At 65.4% G+C, this 21,737-nt stretch carries 18 protein-coding genes; 13 read left to right on the top strand and 5 right to left on the bottom strand.

Going from position 1 to position 21,737, the window contains the following annotated elements:
* Positions 1 to 93 precede the first annotated feature (93 nt).
* Positions 94 to 3,726 (top strand): YhdP family protein, encoded by a 3,633-nt coding sequence (locus HV681_RS22405; RefSeq protein WP_175125068.1) that lies wholly within the window; start codon positions 94 to 96, stop codon positions 3,724 to 3,726.
* A 63-nt stretch (positions 3,727 to 3,789) separates the two neighbouring features.
* On the opposite strand, the gene rho is transcribed toward HV681_RS22405, so the two are convergent.
* Positions 3,790 to 5,049, bottom strand: a complete 1,260-nt coding sequence (rho, locus tag HV681_RS22400) for a transcription termination factor Rho (RefSeq protein WP_043541410.1) — start codon at positions 5,047 to 5,049, stop codon at positions 3,790 to 3,792.
* Positions 5,050 to 5,165: 116 nt separating this feature from the next.
* Positions 5,166 to 5,492 carry a thioredoxin TrxA gene (gene trxA / locus HV681_RS22395; protein WP_006218534.1) on the bottom strand — a complete coding sequence of 109 codons (327 nt, stop codon included), beginning with the start codon at positions 5,490 to 5,492 and terminating at the stop codon, positions 5,166 to 5,168.
* 323 nt (positions 5,493 to 5,815) lie between these two features.
* On the opposite strand from trxA, the gene parE reads away from it, so the two are divergent.
* The 4 genes from parE to HV681_RS22375 all read left to right on the top strand — a co-directional run bounded on the left by parE (position 5,816) and on the right by HV681_RS22375 (position 12,040).
* A complete protein-coding gene (gene parE / locus HV681_RS22390) occupies positions 5,816 to 7,777 on the top strand; it encodes a DNA topoisomerase IV subunit B (RefSeq protein WP_175125067.1) in 1,962 nt (653 codons plus the stop codon).
* Positions 7,777 to 8,376 carry a YcxB family protein gene (locus HV681_RS22385; RefSeq protein ID WP_175125066.1) on the top strand — a complete coding sequence of 200 codons (600 nt, stop codon included), beginning with the start codon at positions 7,777 to 7,779 and terminating at the stop codon, positions 8,374 to 8,376. Before parE ends, HV681_RS22385 begins: the two co-directional genes overlap by 1 nt.
* 45 nt (positions 8,377 to 8,421) lie before the next feature.
* A complete protein-coding gene (gene parC / locus HV681_RS22380) occupies positions 8,422 to 10,758 on the top strand; it encodes a DNA topoisomerase IV subunit A (RefSeq protein ID WP_175125065.1) in 2,337 nt (778 codons plus the stop codon).
* A gap of 79 nt (positions 10,759 to 10,837) precedes the next feature.
* Positions 10,838 to 12,040: a DUF418 domain-containing protein gene (locus HV681_RS22375; protein WP_175125064.1), complete on the top strand. Its 1,203-nt coding sequence runs from the start codon at positions 10,838 to 10,840 to the stop codon at positions 12,038 to 12,040.
* A gap of 52 nt (positions 12,041 to 12,092) precedes the next feature.
* Here the strand turns inward: HV681_RS22375 and HV681_RS22370 are convergent, their stop codons facing one another.
* Positions 12,093 to 13,433: an aspartate aminotransferase family protein gene (locus HV681_RS22370; RefSeq protein WP_175125063.1), complete on the bottom strand. Its 1,341-nt coding sequence runs from the start codon at positions 13,431 to 13,433 to the stop codon at positions 12,093 to 12,095.
* Positions 13,434 to 13,480: 47 nt separating this feature from the next.
* Complete coding sequence (locus HV681_RS22365; protein WP_175125062.1) at positions 13,481 to 14,413, bottom strand: MurR/RpiR family transcriptional regulator; 933 nt, start codon at positions 14,411 to 14,413, stop codon at positions 13,481 to 13,483.
* A 272-nt stretch (positions 14,414 to 14,685) separates the two neighbouring features.
* On the opposite strand from HV681_RS22365, the gene HV681_RS22360 reads away from it, so the two are divergent.
* The 6 genes from HV681_RS22360 (at position 14,686) to HV681_RS22335 (ending at position 19,555) form a co-directional block, all read left to right on the top strand.
* Positions 14,686 to 15,234 carry a MarR family winged helix-turn-helix transcriptional regulator gene (locus tag HV681_RS22360; protein ID WP_246282994.1) on the top strand — a complete coding sequence of 183 codons (549 nt, stop codon included), beginning with the start codon at positions 14,686 to 14,688 and terminating at the stop codon, positions 15,232 to 15,234.
* A complete protein-coding gene (gene ectA / locus HV681_RS22355; protein WP_175125060.1) occupies positions 15,231 to 15,791 on the top strand; it encodes a diaminobutyrate acetyltransferase in 561 nt (186 codons plus the stop codon). The genes HV681_RS22360 and ectA overlap by 4 nt, the downstream gene beginning before the upstream one ends.
* Positions 15,792 to 15,915: 124 nt before the next feature.
* Entirely contained in the window at positions 15,916 to 17,223 is a 1,308-nt protein-coding gene (gene ectB / locus HV681_RS22350; protein ID WP_175125059.1) for a diaminobutyrate--2-oxoglutarate transaminase, read from the top strand.
* The gene (locus tag HV681_RS22345) at positions 17,220 to 17,618 is read left to right on the top strand and encodes an ectoine synthase (protein WP_056571502.1); all 399 of its coding nucleotides are present in this window, start codon (positions 17,220 to 17,222) and stop codon (positions 17,616 to 17,618) included. Before ectB ends, HV681_RS22345 begins: the two co-directional genes overlap by 4 nt.
* A 15-nt stretch (positions 17,619 to 17,633) precedes the next feature.
* Entirely contained in the window at positions 17,634 to 18,560 is a 927-nt protein-coding gene (gene thpD, locus HV681_RS22340; protein WP_175125058.1) for an ectoine hydroxylase, read from the top strand.
* Positions 18,561 to 18,682: 122 nt separating this feature from the next.
* Positions 18,683 to 19,555, top strand: coding sequence for an MOSC domain-containing protein (locus HV681_RS22335; protein WP_175125057.1), 873 nt, complete (start codon positions 18,683 to 18,685; stop codon positions 19,553 to 19,555).
* A gap of 67 nt (positions 19,556 to 19,622) precedes the next feature.
* On the opposite strand, the gene sugE is transcribed toward HV681_RS22335, so the two are convergent.
* On the bottom strand, positions 19,623 to 19,940 hold the full coding sequence (gene sugE, locus HV681_RS22330) for a quaternary ammonium compound efflux SMR transporter SugE (RefSeq protein ID WP_175125056.1): 318 nt from the start codon (positions 19,938 to 19,940) through the stop codon (positions 19,623 to 19,625).
* Positions 19,941 to 20,147: 207 nt separating this feature from the next.
* Between sugE and panD the strand changes: the two genes are divergently transcribed.
* Positions 20,148 to 20,516, top strand: a complete 369-nt coding sequence (gene panD / locus HV681_RS22325; protein WP_039883066.1) for an aspartate 1-decarboxylase — start codon at positions 20,148 to 20,150, stop codon at positions 20,514 to 20,516.
* A 69-nt stretch (positions 20,517 to 20,585) separates the two neighbouring features.
* Positions 20,586 to 21,632, top strand: a complete 1,047-nt coding sequence (locus HV681_RS22320) for a CDP-6-deoxy-delta-3,4-glucoseen reductase (protein WP_175125055.1) — start codon at positions 20,586 to 20,588, stop codon at positions 21,630 to 21,632.
* The last annotated feature ends 105 nt before the right edge of the window (positions 21,633 to 21,737 follow it).

Genomic DNA, 21,737 nt, shown 5'->3' with positions numbered 1-21,737 from the left:
GCGGCAGACGGATGGACGTGTTTCAGGTATAAGTGGGGACGATACTGCAAGACATCTCCTCCTGCCCACTGATCCGTGTCTGTTCCAAAAAAAGTGCTCCGCAGCCTGTTCTGGGCCGCGCTGACCGTCTATGGCGTCGTCGCCATCGGGTTTCTGGGCGTGCGCTACTGGGTCCTCCCGCGGGTGGATCAGTGGCGCCCTCAGATCGAAGCCTACGCCAGCCAGGCGTTGGGCGCCCGCGTTACGATCGGCGCGATCAAGGCGAACTGGCAAGGGCTCAATCCCAGGCTCGATCTCGCTGCCGTCCAGGTCTACGACGACGAGGCCGATCCGGTATTGAGCCTGCCGTCCGTGTCCGCGGTCGTGGCATGGCGCAGCCTGCTGTCGCTGTCGCCCACGCTGGTGCGGCTGCGGCTGGAAAAGCCGGAACTCACGCTGCGGCGGGACGCGTCCAATCATCTGTGGGTCGCCGGTCAGGACATCGACCTGAATGCGAGCGACCATGCCTCCGATCTCAATCATCCGGGCCTGCGATGGCTGGCGGCGCAGCGCGAGCTGCTGGTCAGCGACGCCACGCTGCGCTGGCAGGACGAATTGCGCCAGGCGCCGGAACTGACACTGGAAGGCGTCGACTTCCTGGTGCGCAATGGCAGCCTGTCGCACCGGTTCGTGCTGCAGGCCTCCGCAGGGCCCGCGCTGGCGCATAAGCTGGAACTGCGCGGGGAATTCAACCGTGGACTGTTTGGCGTCGACGCCAAAAAGCCCGCCAACTGGAGCGGCCAGATTTTTGCGCAGGCCGACGACGTGGAGCCGCAGGCCTGGGCGCCGTGGATCGACGTGCCCGCAGTCGCCGGCCGGCTGGCGGCTCGGGCGTGGTGGCAATTGGATCATGGCAAGTTCACCGAACTGACCAGCGATGTCGCCGTGCGCGGCGTGTCCTGGATTTCGGCGCCGGACGGCCCCGCTGTCCAGAGCGGCTCGGGGCAGTTGCGCTTTTCCGTGTGGCCTGGCGATTACGTGAAGATCGAAGGCGTGCCGCTGGGGCGCAGCAAGGGCGCGCCTGACGTGGCCGTCAAGGGCGCGGTGCATCAGCTGCGCGTGACGCTGCCCGGCGTCTTCGAGACGCCGACGCTACGGGCCGACGACCTGGAGCTCGATGCCCAGGTCAAGGGGCCGGATCCGGCGCATTGGTTCGTGGACGTGGCGCAGTTGCGCCTTGCCAATGAAGACCTGGAAGCACGTCTGCAAGGCCAATGGCGGCCCGAAGGCAAGACCGCGGCGGGCAGCGTCGACGTGCGCGGCACGATGGTCCGCGGGTCGATGTCGGCCATTCACCGGTATCTGCCGCTCGAAGTGAATGCGGACGCCCGCGAATGGCTGGCGACCGGCCTGCCCGCCGGGCAGATGCATTCGGCGGCCATCACGCTCAAGGGCGATCTGGACGACTTTCCGTATGGCGCACCGGGCTCGACCGGCGAGTTCGTCATCGCCGGCAACTATTCCGGCGCCAAGGTCGATTACGCGCCGGCGCGCAAACACCACAAGGGCTGGCCGATGCTGGAAAACCTGTCGGGCAGTTTTCGCATCGACAAGGTGAGCCTCGCGCTGGATAGCGCCGGCGGCGCTGTGGCCCATACCGGGCAGGGACATACCGTCACGCTGGGCAAGGTGAAAGCCGCCATTCCGAACATGGAGCACGACTCGCAGCTTCGCGTCACCGGCGACACCTCCGGGCCGGTGGCGGCGTACCTGGCGCTGGCGGCGAATTCTCCGCTGGGCGAGCTGCTGGACGGGGCGCTGGACGAGGCCCACGGCACCGGCGACTGGCGCATGCCGCTCGATCTGACCGTGCCGCTGCTCAACACCGATGACACACAAGTGGTGGGGCGCATCAAGTTCTCGGACAATTCGTTCAGCTTCATGCCCGAGATCCCGGTGCTCAGCCAGATCCACGGTGATCTGGAATTCTCGGAAAAAGGCGTGCAGACCAAGGGCATCCGCGCGCAGTTCCTGGGCGGCCCCGTCAACATCTACGGCACGCTGGCGCAAGGCACGGACGCGCTGCGTTTTGACGGCACGCTATCGGGGCCCGGCCTGTCGCAGTTGAGCCGCGCGCCGTCGATGTCGCGCTTTACCGGCCGTGCGGCGTACAAGGGCCGGCTGATCTACCTGAAGGGCGGTGCGATCGACATCTCGGCCGAGTCCGACCTGGTCGGCATGGCGATCGACATGCCCGCGCCGGCCGGCAAGCCCGCCAAGTCCGCGCAGCTGTTGAAGCTGCAATGGTCGCCGGCACAGGACCGCGGCGCGCGCGACCGGCGCTGGCTCACGGCCAGCCTGGGCGACAACGTGAATGCGTTGTTCGAGCGGGACCCGGCCGATGGCTCGTCGTCGTATTTTTCGCGCGGGGCGCTGGGCGTCGGGCGGCCAGCCAGCCTGCCGGAACGCGGGCTGAGCCTGAACGCCAGCCTGCCCGAGCTGGACATGGACGGCTGGGAAAAGGTTTCGGACGGATTCGACGAGCCGCCCGTCAAGGGCAGGCCGCCCGCCAAGCCCATCCTGCCGCAGCCCGAGCGCATCAGCCTGGCGGCCGGCGTGCTGCACGCCAGCGGTTTCACCTTCAATGACCTGACGCTGTACGCCACGCGTCCCGCGCCGGCGCGCTGGCGCGTCGAACTGGAATCGCGGCAGGCGGCGGGCACGCTGGAGTGGCGTGAGGCGCAGGGCGCCATCGCCGGCCAGATCACCGCTCGCCTGAAACATCTGTCGATCGCGGGCGAGGGCGACGCCAACCAGGCCGACAAGGCGCTGGCGTCCGGCAACGATCTGTCCGACATCCCCGCCATCGACCTGCAAGCCAACCAGTTCATGCTGTACGGCAAGAACCTGGGGGCGCTTCAGGTCACGGGCACCAATCTGGAACGCGGACGGCAGTGGCGGCTGGACAAGCTGTCCATCACCAACGATTCGGCGGCCCTGAACGCCACGGGGAGTTGGGGGCTGGAAGGTCCGAACCGCGGCCTGACCGTCGACGCGTTGCTGAAGCTGGAAAACGTCGGTGACTTCATGGGCCGGATCGGCTTCGAGAACGTGGTGTCCAACGGCAAGGGAACGATCCAGGGCAAGGCGACCTGGCGCAATCTGCCGTGGACACACAACATTGCCGACGTGGTGGGGGACGTGGTCGTCAGCCTGGACAACGGCCGCTTCATGCACGTGAATTCCCGCACCGCGCGCCTCTTGGAGTTGCTGTCGCTGCAATCGCTGCAGCGGTTGGCACGGCTGGACGTCAATCCCACCAACCTGCTGCGCGACGGCTTTCCGTTCGACACCATTCGCGGGAACGTGAAGGTGGCTGACGGCATGCTGACCACCGAAGGCTACAAGATCAACGGGCCGGTCGCGGCCATCGTCCTGGCCGGAGGCGTGAACCTCGTCAAGGAACGCTGGGACATGAAAGCGGTGGTGATTCCGAATCTGGACGCCAGCGGCGCGGCGATGGTCACCGCACTGGCGGTCAATCCGCTGATCGGCCTGGGCGCTTTTGTCACGCAATGGCTGCTCAAGCAGCCGCTCGCCCGCGCAATGACCATGGAATACGCCGTCACAGGCAGCTGGGACGATCCCAGCATCGAGCCAATCGAAGCCGGCAAGGAACCGGCCAAGCAGACGCCGCGCCCCGCGAATGCCACGCCGCGCCGGATGCCGGAATTCATCGAACATTGAACCGCCGCCCATGAAAAAAGCCGCCCTTGGCAAGGGCGGCTTTCTTTGGCGCGGACGTTCCGCTTACTTCTTCTTCATCATGTCGAAGAATTCGGCGTTGGTCTTGGTGGCGCGCATCTTGTCCAGGATGAATTCCATGGACTGGACTTCGTCCATGTCGTGGATGAACTTGCGCAGCACCCACACCTTCTGCAGCAGGTCCGGGGCGATCAGCAGCTCTTCGCGGCGGGTGCCCGACTTGTTCAGGTTGATGGACGGGTAGACGCGCTTTTCTGCGAGGCGGCGCTCGAGGTGGACTTCGGAGTTGCCGGTGCCCTTGAATTCTTCATAGATGACTTCATCCATGCGGCTGCCGGTTTCGATCAGCGCGGTGCCCAGGATGGTCAGCGAGCCGCCTTCTTCCAGGTTGCGCGCCGCGCCGAAGAAACGCTTGGGGCGTTGCAGGGCGTTGGCGTCCACACCGCCGGTCAGCACCTTGCCGGAAGCCGGCACGACGGTGTTGTAGGCGCGGGCCAGACGGGTGATCGAGTCCAGCAGGATCACGACGTCCTTCTTCATTTCGACCAGGCGCTTGGCCTTTTCGATGACCATTTCGGCCACTTGCACGTGACGCGTGGCGGGCTCGTCGAAGGTCGACGCCACCACTTCACCGCGCACGGTGCGCTGCATTTCGGTCACTTCTTCCGGGCGTTCGTCGACCAGCAGGACGATCATGACCGCGTCGGGATAGTTGGTGGTGATGGCATGCGCGATGTGCTGCATCATCACCGTCTTGCCGGACTTCGGGCTGGCGACGATCAGGCCGCGCTGGCCCATGCCGATGGGGGCGAAGACGTCGAGGATCCGGCCGGTGAGGTTTTCCTCGCTCTTGATGTCGCGTTCCAGGCGGATGACGCGGTTCGGATGCAGCGGCGTCAGGTTCTCGAACATGATGCGATGCTTGATCGCCTCAGGGGCCACGCCGTTGACCTTGTCCACCTTCACCAGGGCAAAGTAGCGCTCGCCATCCTTGGGGGTGCGCACTTCGCCTTCGATGGAATCGCCGGTGTGCAGATTGAAACGGCGGATCTGCGACGGAGAAATATAGATGTCGTCGGTGCTGGCCAGATACGAGGTTTCCGGCGAACGCAGGAAACCAAAGCCGTCGGGCAGGACTTCAAGAACGCCGTCGCCGAAGATCTGCTCGCCCTGCTTGGCGCGCCGCTTCATGATGGCGAACATCAGTTCCTGCTTGCGCAGGCGGTTGGCGTTCTCGATTTCCAGGCCAGCGGCCATTTCGAGCAGCTGCGAGACGTGCAGCGCCTTCAGTTCGTTGAGGTGCATCGCGGTGAGTGTTGGGGGAAAAGTAAAGGAGGGTCTGGCGGCGTGCCACGGACGGGCTCGCGCGGTACTGAATGAGCGCCGCCTATGCGGCGGCGCCCTCGTTTACAGCACGCGATTTACAACGCGCCGTCCAGGAATGCGGTGAGTTGCGACTTCGACAGCGCGCCAACTTTGGTGGCGGCAGCCTGGCCGTCTTTAAAGAGCATAAGGGTCGGAATGCCGCGGATGCCGTACTTGGTGGCGGTGCCCTGGTTCTCGTCCACGTTCAGCTTGGCGATCGTCAGACGGCCAGCGTATTCGGTGGCGACTTCTTCCAGGATCGGGGCGATCATCTTGCAGGGGCCACACCAGGCAGCCCAGTAGTCCACCAGCACCGGCTGGCCGGATTTCAACACATCGGCATCGAAGCTGGCGTCACTGACGTTCTTGATTTGGTCGCTCATGATGGTGATTCTCGGTTCGGCAGCAAAAGGCGCGTGAAAACGCGCCTTGCCTTGTTCTTGTTTGTGGAATGGACTCAAGCATACCACTGTCAATAACAACAGGCATACCACTGTTAATAACAACAGGGTTTGCAGGTTTTTGTGTAGGATGTTGCGGCGCAGCTGTCGCGGTCCGGGAAGTCAAAGCCCGGATCGGCGGTTGTGACTGTCATCATCCTACCGAAATCGGACCTGGTCAGGTCGTGCGCATCCCACCCGGAGCCGCGCAGAATCTAGGCTTATCCGTAAAATGTCGGTTTTTTTCCACAGATGTTGGGGATAACTTGGCCACTCCACGTTACAACGAGGCGTCCATCCGCGTCCTGAAGGGGCTGGAACCCGTGCGGCAGCGCCCGGGCATGTACACCCGCACCGAAAACCCCCTGCACGTCGTGCAGGAGGTCATTGATAACGCCGCAGACGAGGCCCTGGCCGGCTACGGCAAACAGATCCAGGTCACGCTGCATGCAGATGGCAGCGTGTCCGTCGAGGACGATGGCCGCGGCATTCCCGTCGGCCTGCACCCCGAAGAAAACGCGCCCGTCGTCGAACTCGTGTTCACGCGCCTGCATGCGGGCGGCAAGTTCGACAAGGCGGGCGGCGGCGCCTACGCCTTCTCGGGCGGCCTGCACGGCGTCGGCGTGTCCGTCACCAACGCGCTCGCCACCCGCCTGGAAGTCATCGTCTGGCGCGACAACGCCGTGAGCCGCCTGGTGTTCAAGGGCGGCGACGTCGCCGAACCCCTGGCGCCCTACGATCAGGGCGGCCGCAAGAAGTCCGGCACACGCGTGCGCGTCTGGCCGGACGCCAAATACTTCGACAGCCCTAATATCCCGCTGGGCGAGCTGACGCATCTGCTGCGCAGCAAGGCCGTGCTGCTGCCGGGCGTGAAGGTCACGCTCGTCAACGAGAAAACCAACGACACCAAGACCTGGCAGTATCAGGACGGCCTGCGCGGCTACCTGGCCGAGGCCCTGGCGGGCGCCGAACTGATGGTGCCGTTCTTCGAAGGCGAACAGTACGCGGGCGCCGACCACGAAAACTTCGCCGAAGGCGAGGGCGCCCAATGGGTGGTGGCCTGGACCGACGACGGCAACGCGGTACGCGAGTCCTACGTCAACCTCATTCCCACGCCGGCCGGCGGCACGCATGAGTCCGGCCTGCGCGAAGGCCTGTTCGGCGCGGTCAAGGGCTTTGCCGAACTGCACAGCCTGCTGCCCAAGGGCGTGAAGCTGCTTCCCGAAGACGTGTTCGCCCGCGCCAGCTTCGTGCTGTCGGCCAAGGTGCTGGACCCGCAATTCCAGGGCCAGATCAAGGAACGCCTGAACAGCCGCGACGCCGTGCGGCTGGTGGGCGGTTTTTCCAAGAGCGCGCTCGACCTCTGGCTGCACAGCAACGTCGAATACGGCAAGAAGCTCGCGGAACTGGCCATCCGGCAGGCGCAGGCTCGCCAGCGTTCGGCCCAGAAGGTCGAAAAGCGCAAGAGTTCCGGCGTGGCGGTGCTGCCCGGCAAATTGACTGACTGCGAGTCCAGCGACGCCACGCGCACTGAAGTGTTCCTGGTCGAGGGCGACTCGGCCGGCGGCTCGGCCAAGATGGGCCGCGACAAGGAATTCCAGGCCATCCTGCCGCTGCGCGGCAAGGTGCTCAATTCCTGGGAAGTCGACCGCGACCGTCTTTTTGCCAACAACGAGATCCACGACATTTCCGTGGCCATCGGCGTCGACCCTCACGGTCCCAACGATACGCCCGACCTGTCCGGCCTGCGCTACGGCCGCATCTGCATCCTGTCGGACGCTGACGTCGACGGCTCCCACATCCAGGTGCTGCTGCTGACGCTGTTCTACCGGCATTTCCCCAAGCTCGTCGAGGCTGGCAACGTGTACGTCGCCAAGCCGCCGCTGTTCCGCCTGGATGTGCCCGCGCAGGGCAAGCGTCCCGCGCGCAAGATCTACTGTCTTGATGAAGGCGAACTCGAGGCCGCGCAGGACAAGCTGCGCAAGGAAGGCGTGCGCGAAGGCGCGTGGGCCGTCAGCCGGTTCAAGGGCCTGGGCGAAATGAACCCCGAGCAACTGTGGGAAACCACCATGAACCCGGACACGCGCCGCCTGCTGCCCGTGGGCTACGGCGACCAGACGCCCGACGACACCACCCGCATGTTCGACATGCTGATGGGCAAGGGCGAGTCCTCGCAACGCCGCGCGTGGATCGAAGAAAAGGGCAACCTGGCGGAGCTCGACATCTGATGACGCCGTCCGCGCCCGGGCAAGCCCGCATGGTCGTCGACCTGACCGCCGACGACTACGCGGATTTTGCCGCCTATGTGTACAAACGGCCGGAACTTCGCCGCCGCCGCTACCGGTCTCATTTGCGCTTCGGCATCCTGATGATCGTCGCGCTGCTTGCGTACCTGATCTGGCAGACCTGGGACGGCAAGGGACCCAATTGGGGCGCGATCCTGCCGGTGTATTTCCAGGGGCTAGCGGTCGGGCTGGGCATCCTCGCGCTGCTGGCCCTGGCCTACGAATACGTGCTGCCCGGACTCGTGCGGATGAACACGCGCCGCATGCTGGCCAAGCAGCCGGACACTCTGTATCTGGGTCGGCACGAACTTGATTTCGGCCCCGACGGCGTCACCGACAGCACCGCCTCTGCTTCCGGGCAGATGGCGTGGACCGACGTGCGGCGGGTCGAAGAAACCCCCGAACATCTCTACGTCATCCTCGGCACCCTGCAGGGCGTGATCATCCCCAAGCGCGGGCAGGACGCCGCCACGCTGCAAGCCGTGCGCGCCCAGATCCGCGCGCACGTTGCCGACACCCAGCTCATGGCCCCGTCCGCCTGAGGCGCATTGACGCCGTTTCGATGAATTTGTTTACCTGAAACCATCATGACCGACAGCAATCAACCAGGCCTGTTTGACTCCAACCCGCCCGGCGGCGATGGCGACGGTGACGGCAACGCCGCCATCACGCTGGCGCGCTACGCGGAACAGGCCTATCTGGACTACGCGGTTTCCGTGGTGCGCGGCCGCGCGCTGCCCGACGTGGGCGACGGGCAGAAGCCCGTTCAGCGCCGCATCCTGTTTGCGATGCAGGCGATGGGGCTGGGCTCCGGCGCCAAACCCGTCAAATCCGCGCGCGTCGTGGGCGACGTGCTGGGTAAATACCATCCGCATGGCGATCAGGCCGCGTACGACGCCATGGTCCGCATGGCGCAGGACTTCTCGCTGCGCTATCCCTTGATCGACGGCCAGGGCAACTTCGGTTCGCGCGACGGCGATAACGCCGCCGCCATGCGTTACACGGAAGCGCGGCTCACGCCCATTGCCAAGCTGCTGCTCGACGAGCTGGACGAGGGCACCGTCGATTTCGTGCCCAACTACGACGGCAGCCAGCAAGAGCCGCAGATGCTGCCGGCGCGGCTGCCCGTGATGCTGCTGAACGGCGCGTCGGGCATCGCGGTCGGCATGGCCACTGAGATTCCGCCGCACAACCTGCGCGAAGTCGCCCAGGCCTGCGTGGCGCTCATCAAGCAGCCGCAGTTGCCGGACGAGGAGCTGTACGCCATGATCCCCGGCCCGGACTTCGCGGGCGGCGGACAGATCATCACCCCGGCTGCCGATATCGCGCAGATCTACGGAGGGGGCCGCGGCTCGCTCAAGGTGCGCGCGCGCTGGCAGTTTGAAGAACTGGCGCGCGGCCAGTGGCAACTGGTCGTCAACGAGCTGCCCCCGGGCACGTCCGGCCAGAAGGTGCTGGAAGAAATCGAGGAAATCACCAATCCCAAGGTCAAGACGGGCAAGAAGAGCCTGACGCCCGAGCAGACGCAGGCCAAGGCCGTGATGCTGAACCTGCTGGATGCCGTGCGCGACGAATCCGGCAAGGACGCCGCGGTGCGTCTGGTCTTCGAACCCAAGACTTCGCGGGTGGACCGCGACGAGTTTGTCAACACGCTGCTGGCGCAGACCAGCATGGAAGGCAGCGCCAGCGTCAACCTGGTGTGCATCGGCACCGACGGCCGGCCGCGCCAGAAGGGCCTGCGCGACATCCTGGTCGAGTGGCTGGCATTCCGCACCAACACCGTCGTGCGCCGCACGCGCTTCCGCCTGGATAAGGTCATCGACCGCATCCATGTGCTGGAAGGCCGCATGGTCGTCTACCTGAACGTGGACGAGGTCATCCAGACCATCCGCGAATCCGACGAGCCCCGCGCCGCCCTGATGGAACGCTTCAAGCTGTCCGAGCGCCAGGCCGAAGACATCCTGGAAATGCGCCTGCGCCAATTGGCGCGCCTGGAAGGCTTCAAGATCGAGCAGGAACTGGCCGACAAGCGCAAGGAGCAGATCTCGCTGCAGGAGCTGCTGGACAACCCCACGACGCTCAAGCGCCTGCTGATCAAGGAAATCGAAGCCGACGCCAAGCAATATGGCGACGAGCGCCGCACCCTGATCGAAACCGCCGAGCGCGCCGTGCTGGAAACCAAGGTGCTGGACGAGCCGGTCACCGTGGTCGTGTCGCAGAAGGGCTGGCTGCGCGCGCGTCAGGGCCACGGCCATGACGCTTCGCAATTCGGCTTCAAGCAGGGCGACGACCTGTACGGCGCCTTCGAATGCCGCACCACCGACACGCTGATCGCGGTCGGCGACAACGGGCGGGTCTACTCGGTGCCGGTGTCCGGACTGCCGTCGGCGCGTGGCGACGGCCAGCCGGTCACCACGATGATCGACCTGGAATCCGGCACGCGCATCGTCCATACGATCGCTGCCTCGGCCGACAGCCGCTGGCTGCTGGCAACCCGCGGCGGTTATGGCTTCGCGGCCAAGCTGTCCGACATGGTCAGCCGCCAGCGCGCGGGCAAGCAGTTCATCACGCTGGAAACGGGCGACGAACTGCTGCGTCCGGTGCCGCTGTTTGCGGGCGCCCAGCAACTGGCGCTGCTGTCGCAAAAGGGCAAGTTCCTGGTCTTCGGCCTGGACGAGGTCAAGTCGCTGTCGGGCGGCGGACGCGGCACCATCCTGATGGGACTGGACGGTGCGGACAAGCTCGACCAGACCGTGCCGATCGGCCCGAAGGGCTTGCGCGCCACCGGCATCTACCGCAACAAGATGACCGAGGACATCCTGGCGGGTGCGGACCTGGCCGTCTACGTCGGCAAGCGGGCCCGCAAGGGCCGCGCGCTGGACGTGCGGCCCAAGCAGCCGTTGCTGTCGCCGGTGCTGGGTTGACGCCTGCGCGCCGCCTGATGCCGAAAACGCACGGCGGCGCGCGCCACTTGCGCCGCCGGGTTGTCTTCCAGGGGCCCGCATGAGCATCGACCTCGCCGAGCGGCCGCGCCTTGCGCACGTCGATGCCCTGCGCGGCTTCGCGCTCTTCGGCATCCTGGTCGTCAATATCAACGTCTTCGCCTTCCCGTTCTATGGCGGGGGCGTGCCGGATCCGGTGTATTCCAGCCCCTTGGACGTGACGGTCCGCTGGCTGGTCGCCTGGTTGTTCGAAACCAAGTTCTACCTGCTGTTTTCCTTCCTGTTCGGCTACAGCTTCACGCTGCAGATGTCGGCGGCCGAGCGCGCCGACGCGGCCTTCGCGCCGCGCTTTCTGCGCCGGCTATTGGGACTGGCGGCCTTGGGCATGGCGCACGCCATCCTGTTCTACCAGGGCGACATCCTGGTCACCTACGCCTTGTTGGGTCTTGCGCTGCTGTTATGCCGGCGCATGGACCCGGGCCGGGCGCTGCGTGTTGCCCTGTGGCTGATCGCGCTGGCGTCGGCGGTGTGGGGGATTCTGGGCGCGTTGAGCTTTCTGGACCCCGTTCCGGCCGGCTACGCGCTGCAATACAAGGCCGACGCGCTGGCCTCCATCGAGGCGTACCGCGGCACCGTGAGCACCACGATCGCGCAGCACATCAAGGAACTCACCGAAGCCATCTGGTTCACGGTGCTGTTCGTGCAAGGGCCGTTCGTCTTCGCCATGTTCCTGGCCGGGTACGCGTTGGGGCGGCGCAATGCGCTTGCGGATCCCTGGCGCTCGCGCCGCGCCCTCGGATTGTTGTGCGCGTTGGGCGTCCTGCCCGGACTGGCAGGCGCCGCGGCGTATGCCACCAGCGCATTGCCGCAGGCGCGCGTGATGTGGGAATTGCCGGGCCTGGCCGTGGGCCTGTTCACCGCGCCGCTCCTGAGCCTGTCGTACGGGGCGGCGTTCCTGCTGGCGCTCCGCACGGGGCCGGGCGAGCGCCTTGGGGTCTGGCTGGCGCCGGCGGGGCGGATGGCGCTGAGCAATTACCTGATGCAGTCGGTCGTGTGCGCATTTCTCTTCACGGCGTGGGGCCTGCGGCTGTTCGCCGCCGTGACGCCTCTGGCCGCGTTTCTGATTGCGGTGGCCATCTTTGCCGCCCAGTTGCCGTTGTCTGCCTGGTGGCTGCGGCATCACGCCTATGGACCCGTGGAATGGTTCCTGCGCGCGCTCACCATCGGCGCGCGCCCGCCCTGGCGGCGGGCCGGCGCAGGCTGATCAGGCGGCGCGGGGCGGAGGATCGCCGCCCGGCGGCCGTTGCGGTGGACGCCTAACCCCGCGTCTGCGCGATCGCGGCGTCGATGGCGCCGGTCAGCCGTTCCGTCAGTTGATCCAGTTCGTCGTCGGAAATGATGAAGGGCGGCGCGAGCAGGACGTGATCGCCCTGTCGTCCATCGAGAGTGCCGCCCATCGGATACACCATCAAACCCCGCGCCATCGCCTCGCGCTTGATCCGCGCATGCAGCGTCAATTCGGGATCGAAGGGCTGCTTGCTGGCGCGGTCCTGAACCAGCTCCACGCCCATGAAGAGACCCCGGCCGCGGATGTCGCCCACATGAGGGTGTTCGCCCAGCGCCGCGTGCAGACGCTGCGCCAGGCCTGCGCCCTGAACCCGCACGCGCTCAAGCAGCCCGTCGCGCCGGATCACGTCCTGCACTGCCAGCGAGGCCGCGCACGCCAGCGCGTGGCCAAGATACGTGTGGCCATGCTGGAAAAAGCCGCTGCCTTGCTGCATGGCCTGCACGATGTGCTGTTGCGCCATGACTGCCCCGATGGGTTGATAGCCGCCGCCCAGCCCCTTGGCGATGGTGATGAGATCCGGCGTCACGCCTTCCTGTTCGACGGCGTATAGCGTGCCGGTCCGGCCCATGCCGCACATCACTTCGTCGGCGATGAACAGGACGCCGTGGCGGTCGCAGACCTCGCGGATGCGGCGGAAGTACCCCGGCACGGCAGTCACCGCGCCAGACGTCGCGCCCACCACCGGCTCGGCCACGAATGCCATGACGGAGTCGGGGCCGAGGCGCAGGATGGCCGTGTCCAGTTCCTCTGCAAGCCGCTCGCCGTATTGTTCGGCGGTTTCGTCGCTGCGTTGGTCGCGGTAGGCATAGCACGGCGAGACGTGCTCGACCTCGATCAACAGCGGCGCGAACTGTGCGCGCCGCCAGGCATTGCCGCCGACCGCCAGCGCGCCGAGCGTATTGCCGTGATAGCTCTGCCGCCGCGCGATGATGTGGCGGCGCTGTGGCTGACCGATTTCGACGAAATACTGGCGCGCCATCTTGAGCGCCGCTTCCACCGCTTCCGACCCGCCCGACACGAAGTACGCATGGGAGGTGCCGGCGGGCGCGTCCGCCACCAGGCGGGCCGCCAGCTTTTCAGCGACCTCGGTGGTGAAGAAGCTGGTGTGGGCATAGGCCAGCGCGTCGATCTGCGCGTGCAGGGCCGCCTGGACCTCCGGATGATTGTGGCCCAGGCAGGACACGGCCGCGCCGCCTGAGCCGTCCAGATACGCGCGGCCCGCGCTGTCATGGATCCAGACGCCCTGGCCGCGCACGGCGACGGGGGGCGTATGGCGAAGGGAGCGATGCAGGATGTGGGTTTGGCTCATGCTGCGGGTTCCTGGGTCAGGTTGAGGGTGGCATTGGCTTGGGCGCCTCAGCCGTGGCGGCGCGCGGGGGCGCCGGTCCAATAGACGTTGTCAGTGCGCAGGCGCTGCTCGACTTCGGCCAGCCGGTCCAGCACCGCTTCGCCGCCGAGGGCCGTCAGCCGTGCGATCAGGTGTTCGGCCAGCCCAAGCAGACCGGCGGTCGTGTGGAAGAACGAGCCCGGCCCCTGGCGCGCCGGCCGGGCTTGCACGCCATCGCGGTCGGACGGGGCGAAGCGCAGCGTGTGGCGGGCGTCCCCGGCAAGCGGCGACAGCGGGTCGTCGGTCAGCGCCACCACGGCCACGCCGCGCCGCGCGGCCTGGCGCGCCAGATCCACGGTGGCGGCGGGGTAGGGGGCCTGCGAGATGACGATCAGCGCATCGCCCGCGCCCAGGTTGTCGATCTGCTCGGCCGGCGCGCCGCCCAGCCCGTCGATCAGGACACTGTTGCGCCGCACGAGCTGATAGGCGTAGCGCATTTGGAATGCAATGCCGAAGGCTGAGCGCGTGCCCAGGAAACCAACCTGATGTGCGTCCAAAAGGGTTTGCACGGTGGCGTCGAACGTTGCGGGCGGGTTCAGCGCGCAGACCGAGGAAATGGCCTGGACCTGATACCCGGTCAATGCATCGTGGCCGGGTTGGGCGGACGCGCCCGCCGCAGCCTGCAGGGCAGCGGCGCGGTCGCGCAGGCCCGGCTCGCCCTGTGCGGCCAGCGCCTGCTGGAACGGCTGACGGAAATCCTCGTAGCTGCCATAGCCCAACGCGCGAGCCAGGCGCAACATTGTGGCGGGCGCCACACCGAGCGTCTGCGCCTGCCGGCGCATCGACCAGAGTCCCACCTGCGCGGGATTCGCCACGACCCAGCGCGCCGCCCGTTGCAATTCGGGCGGCAGTTGTTCCAGCTTTGCCTGGAGGGTGGCGAGCAGGGAAGCGGGCAAGGACATGTTGGCAGGGGCGGATAAACGGTAAAAACATATGATAAATAAAACATCATGAACAAAACATATGTTTTTTGTTTAGGCCAGCCAGCAGGCGGATGCCGCTCACAGCCCCCGGCACAGCGGAAACAGCGTGCTGACAAGTCCATTCATACTCCGGTCATCCTCGCCAAATCCGCGTTCATTTATTTACATCGTGCCCGGGTTTTTGTTTGACTCGAATAAATCGGGCGCATATGATTCGTGTAGAAATGATTTTGCCCGAACCATCTGTATCCATGACTGACGCCGCGAAAACCGAAACCACTCAGCAGTACGACCTGCGCATTTTGCGAGCCCTGCGCCGCATCACGCGTTCGATCGCGCTGCATTCGCGCCAGTTGTCCGCGGTCAGTCACATCACTGCGCCGCAGTTGATGTGCCTGCGCACCGTGATCGCCAACGGTCCGATGACCGCCACCGCGATCAGCCGCGAGATGCACGTCAGTCCCAGTACGGTGGTCGGCATCCTGGATCGCCTGGAAGACAAGGCGCTCATCCGCCGCGAGCGGGGCCGTGAAGACCGCCGCATCGTGTTCGTCACCGCCACCGAGGCGGGACAGGAATTGGCGCAAGGCGCGCCGTCGCCGCTGCAAAAGCATCTGGCTGACGCGCTCAATGCCTTGCCGGAATTGGAACAGGCCACCATCACCCTGTCCCTGGAGCGCATCGTGACGCTCATGGAACAGGACGGTCAGGCCGCAGTCGACACGCATGGAGACGTGTCGTCGCCCATCCTTGAAGTGCCCACGGGCGGGGCACCCCCAGAATCGGGAATCGTTGCATGAAGAAAAACGAACTGGACTCCCCCATACTCTCAAGTGCCGTGGCGCCGGCGGTCAGCGCGCAGACCCATACCATGCGTCTGCCCGACCGCAAAGACGGCGCCGCGATCCACCGCCTCATTTCCGAGTGCCCGCCGCTCGACCTGAATTCCCTCTACGCGTACCTGCTCCTGTGCGAGCACTTCCGCGACACCTGCGTCCTGGCTGAAAGCGCCGGGGGACGCATCAATGGTTTCATCTCCGCATATGTGGACCCGTCCCGCCCCGACGTCCTGTTCGTCTGGCAGGTTGCGGTGCACGCCCGCGCTCGCGGCCAACGCCTTGGCCGCGCCATGCTCCGGGAACTCTTGCAGCGCAAGGGCCTGGCGCATGTCCGCTATCTTGAAACCACGGTGGGGCCTGACAACCAGGCTTCGCGCCGCACCTTCGCCGGCCTGGCCGCCGAAGTAGGCGCCCACGTTTCCGAACAGCCGTTCTTCGACCGGCAACTCTTCGGCGGCGCGGACCATGACGACGAGATGCTGTTAAGGATAGGTCCGTTCGCCTTGCCGTCCCCATAGGGACGCCAAAGGCCTGACGGTCTTATCGATTTACCGGGATGGTTCGAACTGTCCAGGTGCGCCCGCCGCACCTGGCGGGATCAGGCCGTCCGTCAATTAATGAGTTGAAAAGGGAGGATTAATCATGGACTTGAAGATCTTTGACCGCATGGAGTCTGAAGTGCGGGGCTACATCAGGTCGTTTCCCGTGATATTCAATCAGGCCCGTGGCTCGACGCTCATCGATGAAGATGGCACCGAATACATCGACTTCTTCAGCGGCGCAGGCACGCTGAACTACGGCCACAACAATCCTGTTCTCAAGGAAAAGCTGCTGGAGTATGTGCAGGCGGACGGCGTCGTCCACGGCCTGGACATGGCCACCAGCGCGAAGAAGCGTTTCCTGGAGACGGTGGATCGCGTGCTGCTCAAGCCGCGCAACTGGCAGTACACGCTGCAATTCACCGGCCCGACCGGCACCAATGCCGTCGAAGCCGCGCTGAAGATCGCGCGCCAGGTGAAGGGCCGTCCCAACGTGATCTCGTTCACGCACGGCTTTCACGGCGTGAGCGGCGGCTCGCTGGCCGCGACGGCCAACATGAAGTTCCGTGACGCCGCCGGCTACGCGCTCGGCAACACGACCTTCATGCCCTACGACGGCTACTTCGGTCCGGACGTGGACACCATGGCGTACATGGAACGCATGCTGGAAGACCCGAGCAGCGGCATGGACAAGCCGGCCGCCGTCATCGTGGAAACGGTGCAAGGCGAAGGCGGCGTCAATGTGGCCACGCTGCGCTGGCTCAAAGAGCTGGAAAAACTGTGCAAGCGCCACGACATGCTGCTGATCGTGGACGACATCCAGGTCGGCTGCGGCCGCACGGGCACGTTCTTCAGCTTCGAAACCGCCGGCATCCGCCCCGACATCATCACGCTGTCCAAGTCGCTATCCGGCTTTGGCCTGCCGATGTCGCTGGTGCTGATGAAGCCCGAACTGGACATCTGGAAGCCCGGCGCGCACAGCGGCACCTTCCGCGGCAACAACCTGGCGTTCGTCACCGCGACGCAGGCGCTGGAAACCTACTGGACCAACGCCGCATTCACGGCCGACATCCAGCGCAAGGAACGCCTGGTCGGCGACTGGCTTGAAAACCTGGTGCACAGCTATCCCAACGCCGGCCTGTCGGCGCGAGGCCGCGGCCTGATCCAGGGCCTCGTGTCCAACGGCAATCCGGCGCTGTCCAACCGCATCGCCCAATGCGCTTTCAAGAAGGGCGTCGTGATCGAAACGTCGGGCGCGCACGATGAAGTGCTGAAGTTGCTGCCCGCGCTGACGATCGAGGAAGACCTGCTGGCCAAGGGCCTGGATCTGATCGAGGCCAGCGTGGCCGAAGCGCTGGCCGATGAGGGGCAGTCTGCCCGCATCCTGAAATTTGGAGGAAAACGTCAATGATCGTACGTAATGTCAAAGATGTGATCGGCACTGCCGACGAAGTCCGCACCGACACCTGGGTCAGCCGCCGCGTGCTGCTGAAGAAGGATGGCATGGGCTTTTCATTCCACGAGACCACCATTTTCCCGGGCGGCCGCACGCACATCCACTACAAGAACCATCTTGAGGCGGTGTGGTGCATCGAGGGCGACGGTTCGATCGAGACCATTGCCGACGGCAAGAAATACGACCTGGGCCCCGGCGTGGTCTACGCGCTGAACGAAAACGACGAGCACTGGCTGTGCGGCGGCAAGGAGCCGCTGCGCGTCATCTGCGTCTTCAATCCGCCGCTGACCGGCCAGGAAGTGCACGACAAGGAAGGTGTCTACGCGCTGCCCGATGCGGTCGCGGCCTGATAAAAGGAGGTTCGCATGATCTCACCCGCGCAGGATCCGTACGCCTCCCGTACGGATCGCAGTTCCGCCATCATTTCCCGCCAGGATCCGGTTGTCTATGAAGACGGCAAGTATGCCAACGCCCTGAGCGAAGAGCAGGTCGGCCAGTACGACCGCAACGGCTTCCTGCTGCTGGAAAACCTGTTCACGGAGGCCGAGGTGCGTGCGCTGTCGGCCGAGGTCGAGCGCATGACGCGCGACCCGTCCATCGTCCGCCGCGAAGAGGCCATCACCGAGCCGGGCAGCAACGCCGTGCGTTCCATCTTCATGGTGCACGTGCTCAATCCGATGCTGGCACGGCTGGTGCGCGATCCGCGCCTGGTCAACGTGGCACGTCAGATTCTCGGCTCCGAGGTCTACATCCACCAGTCGCGTGCCAATATGAAGCCGGGCTTCAAGGGCAAGGAGTTCTACTGGCACTCCGACTTTGAAACCTGGCACGTCGAAGACGGCATGCCGTCGATGCGTGCGCTCAGCTGCTCGGTGCTGCTGACCGACAACAACGAGTGCAACGGCCCGCTGATGCTGGTGCCCGGCTCGCATCGGCAGTTCATTTCGTGCGTCGGCGAGACGCCGAACGAGCACTACAAGCAGTCGCTGAAGAAACAGGAATACGGCGTGCCGGATCCTGTCAGCCTGCAATTGCTGGTGGAGCAGGGCGGCATCAGCACGATGACGGCCAAGGCCGGCTCGGTGGTGTTCTTCGACTGCAACACGATGCACGGCTCGAACAGCAACATCTCGCCGTGGCCCCGCGCCAATGTCTTCATGGTCTACAACAGCATGGAGAACACCCTGAACCCGCCCAAGTACGGGCTGACCCCGCGTCCCGAGCACATCGCGACGCGCAAGGGATTCAAGGCGGTCACGCCGCTGGACACCTTGAAGCTGGTCGGCGGCTGAGCAACCGCCACCTCATCTGGCCCGGGCTAGTCCCGGGCTTTTTTTGTCGCTTTCGGGCGGTCCGGCGCGCCGCATTTCTTGTATTCTCTGCGGCATTCGCCACTCGTTGAGCCATCGCCGCCATGTCCGCCCGCATCCTCAGCCTGCATATCTACCCCGTCAAATCCTGCGCGGGCATCGATCTGACCGAATCTCCCATCGATCGGGCGGGCCTCGCGCATGACCGGCGCTGGATGGTGGTGGACGCCGCGGGCCAGTTCATGACGCAACGGCAATGGCCGGCCATGGCGCTCATCCGCACGGCGCTCACTGCTGACGCGCTGCGGCTGTCGGCGCCTGGCATGGCTGACCTGGATATCGCGTTGGACGGATCGGGTCTGCACGGCGACGCCCTCACGGTCGGCGTCTGGGCCGACACCACCACGGCCCGGCGCGAAAGCGAAGCGGCCGCCCAATGGCTGACCCAGTTCCTGCAAACGCCGTGCGGCCTGCTCAAGGTGGACGCCGCGGCGCGCCGCGACGCCAAGCCCGACTGGGTGTCGCGCTGGGTCGATGCGCACCCGGACCTGGCCGACGCCTTCGTGGGCGAGCACTGCTTCGGATTTGCCGACGGGTTCCCGCTGCTGATCGCCAACCAGGCGTCGCTGGACGACCTGAATGCCCGCCTGCAGGCCAAGGGCGCCGACGCGGTGCCCATGGACCGGTTCCGTCCCAATATCGTGGTCGAGGGCGAATGGGAAGCCTTCGAAGAAGACCACACCGCCATGATTTCGGCGGCCGGGGTGCGGATGGCGTTCGTCAAGCCGTGCACGCGTTGCTCGATTCCGGACATCGATCAGCGCACGGCCAAGCAGTACGAGGAACCGGGCCGTACGCTGGCGGGTTACCGCAATCTGGACATCGGCGTGGTGTTCGGCCAGAACGCCATCCTGGATGCGCCGGCGGGGGCGCGGCTCAAGGTGGGCGACGCCGTCGAGATTGAACTGGATTTCTGACGCGCCGCCCTAACGGGGCTGGGGTCTCATTTGGCCCCTAAGCCTTAAGCCCAGCCCGGCCGGAGCCTTACGGCGTGGAAAGCTTCAGGCCCACGAGGCCCAGCACGATCAACGCGACGCTGGCTATTCGCAGCCAGCTCGCCGACTCCCCGAACAGCACGATGCCGGCCACAAAGGCGCCAATCGTGCCGATACCCACCCACACGGCGTAGGCCGTGCCCAGCGGCAGGGTTTTCATGGCCAGGGCCAGCAGCCAGAAACTGACCAGCATGCCGCCCACCGTAACGATGGAGGGGCCAAGCCGGGTGAATCCGTGCGTGTATTTCAGGCCGACGGCCCAGACGATTTCAAATAGGCCAGCCAATACCAGGATGATCCAGGTCATTCACGACTCCCATGTTGCGTTGCCGGCAAGGCGCCGGCATAAATGGGGTCGTCCCCGGAAAACGCGCCAGCCGTTTGACTGTGCGCAGCAACGGGCCGTCCCGCTGCGGCAAAAATTATAGAATACCGGCTTTCGACGGCAAATCCGGATGCCGGGCATCAACCTTGCAACACTTCGCGGTCCGGGCCGCGAAACCAGGAATTTTTTATGCAACGCATCATGCTGCGGGCAAAGCTGCACCGCGTCACGGTCACCGAAGCCGACCTTCACTACGAAGGATCTTGCGGCATCGACGAAGACCTCCTCGACGCTGCCGGCATGCGCGAGTTCGAACGCATCGAACTCTACAACGTGACTAACGGTGAACGCTTCGACACCTACATCATCAAGGCGGCCCGCGGCAGCGGCGCCATCTCGCTGAACGGCGCGGCTGCGCGCCGGGCCCAGGTGGGCGACCTGCTCATCATCTGCACGTACGGTCCGATGTCCGAAGAAGATTCGGCCAAGCACAAGCCCCAGGTGGTGCTCGTGGACGACGCCAACCGCGTCAAGGAAATCCGCAAGTTCCCGGCATGACGCCGGGCCGGGCGGAGCGCCTTCCCGGCACAGCCGGATAGCGCTTCGTCGCCTCTGAACCGTTTCATCATGAGCTTCCAGGTCATCATCCAACCCAGCAAGCATCAATTCCCGGTCGAGCCCGGCCAGACCGTGCTCGACGCCGCGTTGGCGGCGGGCATCGTCCTGCCTTACAGCTGTCGCAACGGCGCGTGCTCCACCTGCAAGGGCAAAGTGGTGTCCGGGGAGTTCGACGCCGGCCAGTACCCCGCGCAGATCCTGTCGCCGGAAGAACTGGCCGACGGCTACACGCTGTTCTGCCAGGCCCGGCCGGAATCCGACCTCGTGGTCGAATCCACCGAGGTCCGGCTGGCCAGCGACATCCAGATTCGCAAGCTGCCGTCGCGCGTCCAGACCATGGAACGCGTCGCGCCGGACGTCACGGTCCTCAAGCTGCAATTGCCGGCTTCCGAACAGTTCCGCTACTACGCCGGCCAGTACGTCGAAATCATTCTGAAGGACGGCCGCCGCCGCAGCTATTCGATGGCTGGCGCGCCGCACACCGGCAGCCCGCTGGAGCTGCACATCCGGCACATGCCGGGGGGCCTCTTTACCGATCACGTGTTCGGCGCCGGCGACACGCAGATGAAGGAACGCGAGATCCTGCGCCTGGAAGGGCCCTTCGGATCGTTCTTCCTGCGCGAAGACAGCGACAAGCCGATCGTTCTGCTGGCCAGCGGCACGGGCTTCGCGCCCGTCAAGGCGATCGTCGAACACATGATCCACAAGAACATCAACCGTCCGGTCGCGCTGTACTGGGGCGGCCGCCGTCCGCAAGACCTCTACATGGACGCGCTGGCGCAGTCGTGGTCCGCGCAACTGCCGAACTTCCGCTACGTGCCGGTGGTGTCCAATTCGCTGCAGGAAGACAACTGGACCGGCCGCGCCGGCTTCGTCCACGAAGCCGTGATGCACGACATCGCGGATCTTTCCGGGCACCAGGTCTATGCCTGCGGCACGCCGCTGATGGTCGATGCGGCCCGCCGCGAGTTCAGCGCCCAGAACGGTCTGCCGCCGGAAGAGTTCTACGCGGACGCCTTCACGTCCGAGGCCGATCTGGCGAAGGCCGGGTCTTAAGTAATATGTTTTTTTATTACTTAGGCGGCTGCAAAGCGGCAAGGTAAACTGCTTTGGCAGCGGCCTGCCGGGGGTACGCGGACATCGGGTCCGCGCACGCAACCG

Origin of the sequence: Achromobacter animicus (assembly GCF_902859585.1) — a bacterium.
Taxonomy (GTDB): domain Bacteria; phylum Pseudomonadota; class Gammaproteobacteria; order Burkholderiales; family Burkholderiaceae_B; genus Achromobacter; species Achromobacter animicus.
The sequence above is the reverse complement of the archived record's forward strand: the minus strand, read 5'-3'. Positions and strand labels throughout refer to the sequence as shown.

Bases quoted from the DNA above. Each gene is read 5' to 3' on its own strand.
- thpD (WP_175125058.1), top strand. From the start codon at position 17,634: ATGATCTCACCCGCGCAGGATCCGTACGCCTCCCGTACGGATCGCAGT.
- HV681_RS22365 (WP_175125062.1), bottom strand. From the start codon at position 14,413: ATGTCCTTGCCCGCTTCCCTGCTCGCCACCCTCCAGGCAAAGCTGGAA.
- HV681_RS22370 (WP_175125063.1), bottom strand. From the start codon at position 13,433: ATGAGCCAAACCCACATCCTGCATCGCTCCCTTCGCCATACGCCCCCC.
- sugE (WP_175125056.1), bottom strand. From the start codon at position 19,940: ATGACCTGGATCATCCTGGTATTGGCTGGCCTATTTGAAATCGTCTGG.
- ectA (WP_175125060.1), top strand. From the start codon at position 15,231: ATGAAGAAAAACGAACTGGACTCCCCCATACTCTCAAGTGCCGTGGCG.
- HV681_RS22375 (WP_175125064.1), top strand. From the start codon at position 10,838: ATGAGCATCGACCTCGCCGAGCGGCCGCGCCTTGCGCACGTCGATGCC.
- parC (WP_175125065.1), top strand. From the start codon at position 8,422: ATGACCGACAGCAATCAACCAGGCCTGTTTGACTCCAACCCGCCCGGC.
- trxA (WP_006218534.1), bottom strand. From the start codon at position 5,492: ATGAGCGACCAAATCAAGAACGTCAGTGACGCCAGCTTCGATGCCGAT.
- HV681_RS22345 (WP_056571502.1), top strand. From the start codon at position 17,220: ATGATCGTACGTAATGTCAAAGATGTGATCGGCACTGCCGACGAAGTC.
- rho (WP_043541410.1), bottom strand. From the start codon at position 5,049: ATGCACCTCAACGAACTGAAGGCGCTGCACGTCTCGCAGCTGCTCGAA.
- HV681_RS22360 (WP_246282994.1), top strand. From the start codon at position 14,686: ATGACTGACGCCGCGAAAACCGAAACCACTCAGCAGTACGACCTGCGC.
- panD (WP_039883066.1), top strand. From the start codon at position 20,148: ATGCAACGCATCATGCTGCGGGCAAAGCTGCACCGCGTCACGGTCACC.
- ectB (WP_175125059.1), top strand. From the start codon at position 15,916: ATGGACTTGAAGATCTTTGACCGCATGGAGTCTGAAGTGCGGGGCTAC.
- HV681_RS22385 (WP_175125066.1), top strand. From the start codon at position 7,777: ATGACGCCGTCCGCGCCCGGGCAAGCCCGCATGGTCGTCGACCTGACC.
- HV681_RS22320 (WP_175125055.1), top strand. From the start codon at position 20,586: ATGAGCTTCCAGGTCATCATCCAACCCAGCAAGCATCAATTCCCGGTC.
- HV681_RS22335 (WP_175125057.1), top strand. From the start codon at position 18,683: ATGTCCGCCCGCATCCTCAGCCTGCATATCTACCCCGTCAAATCCTGC.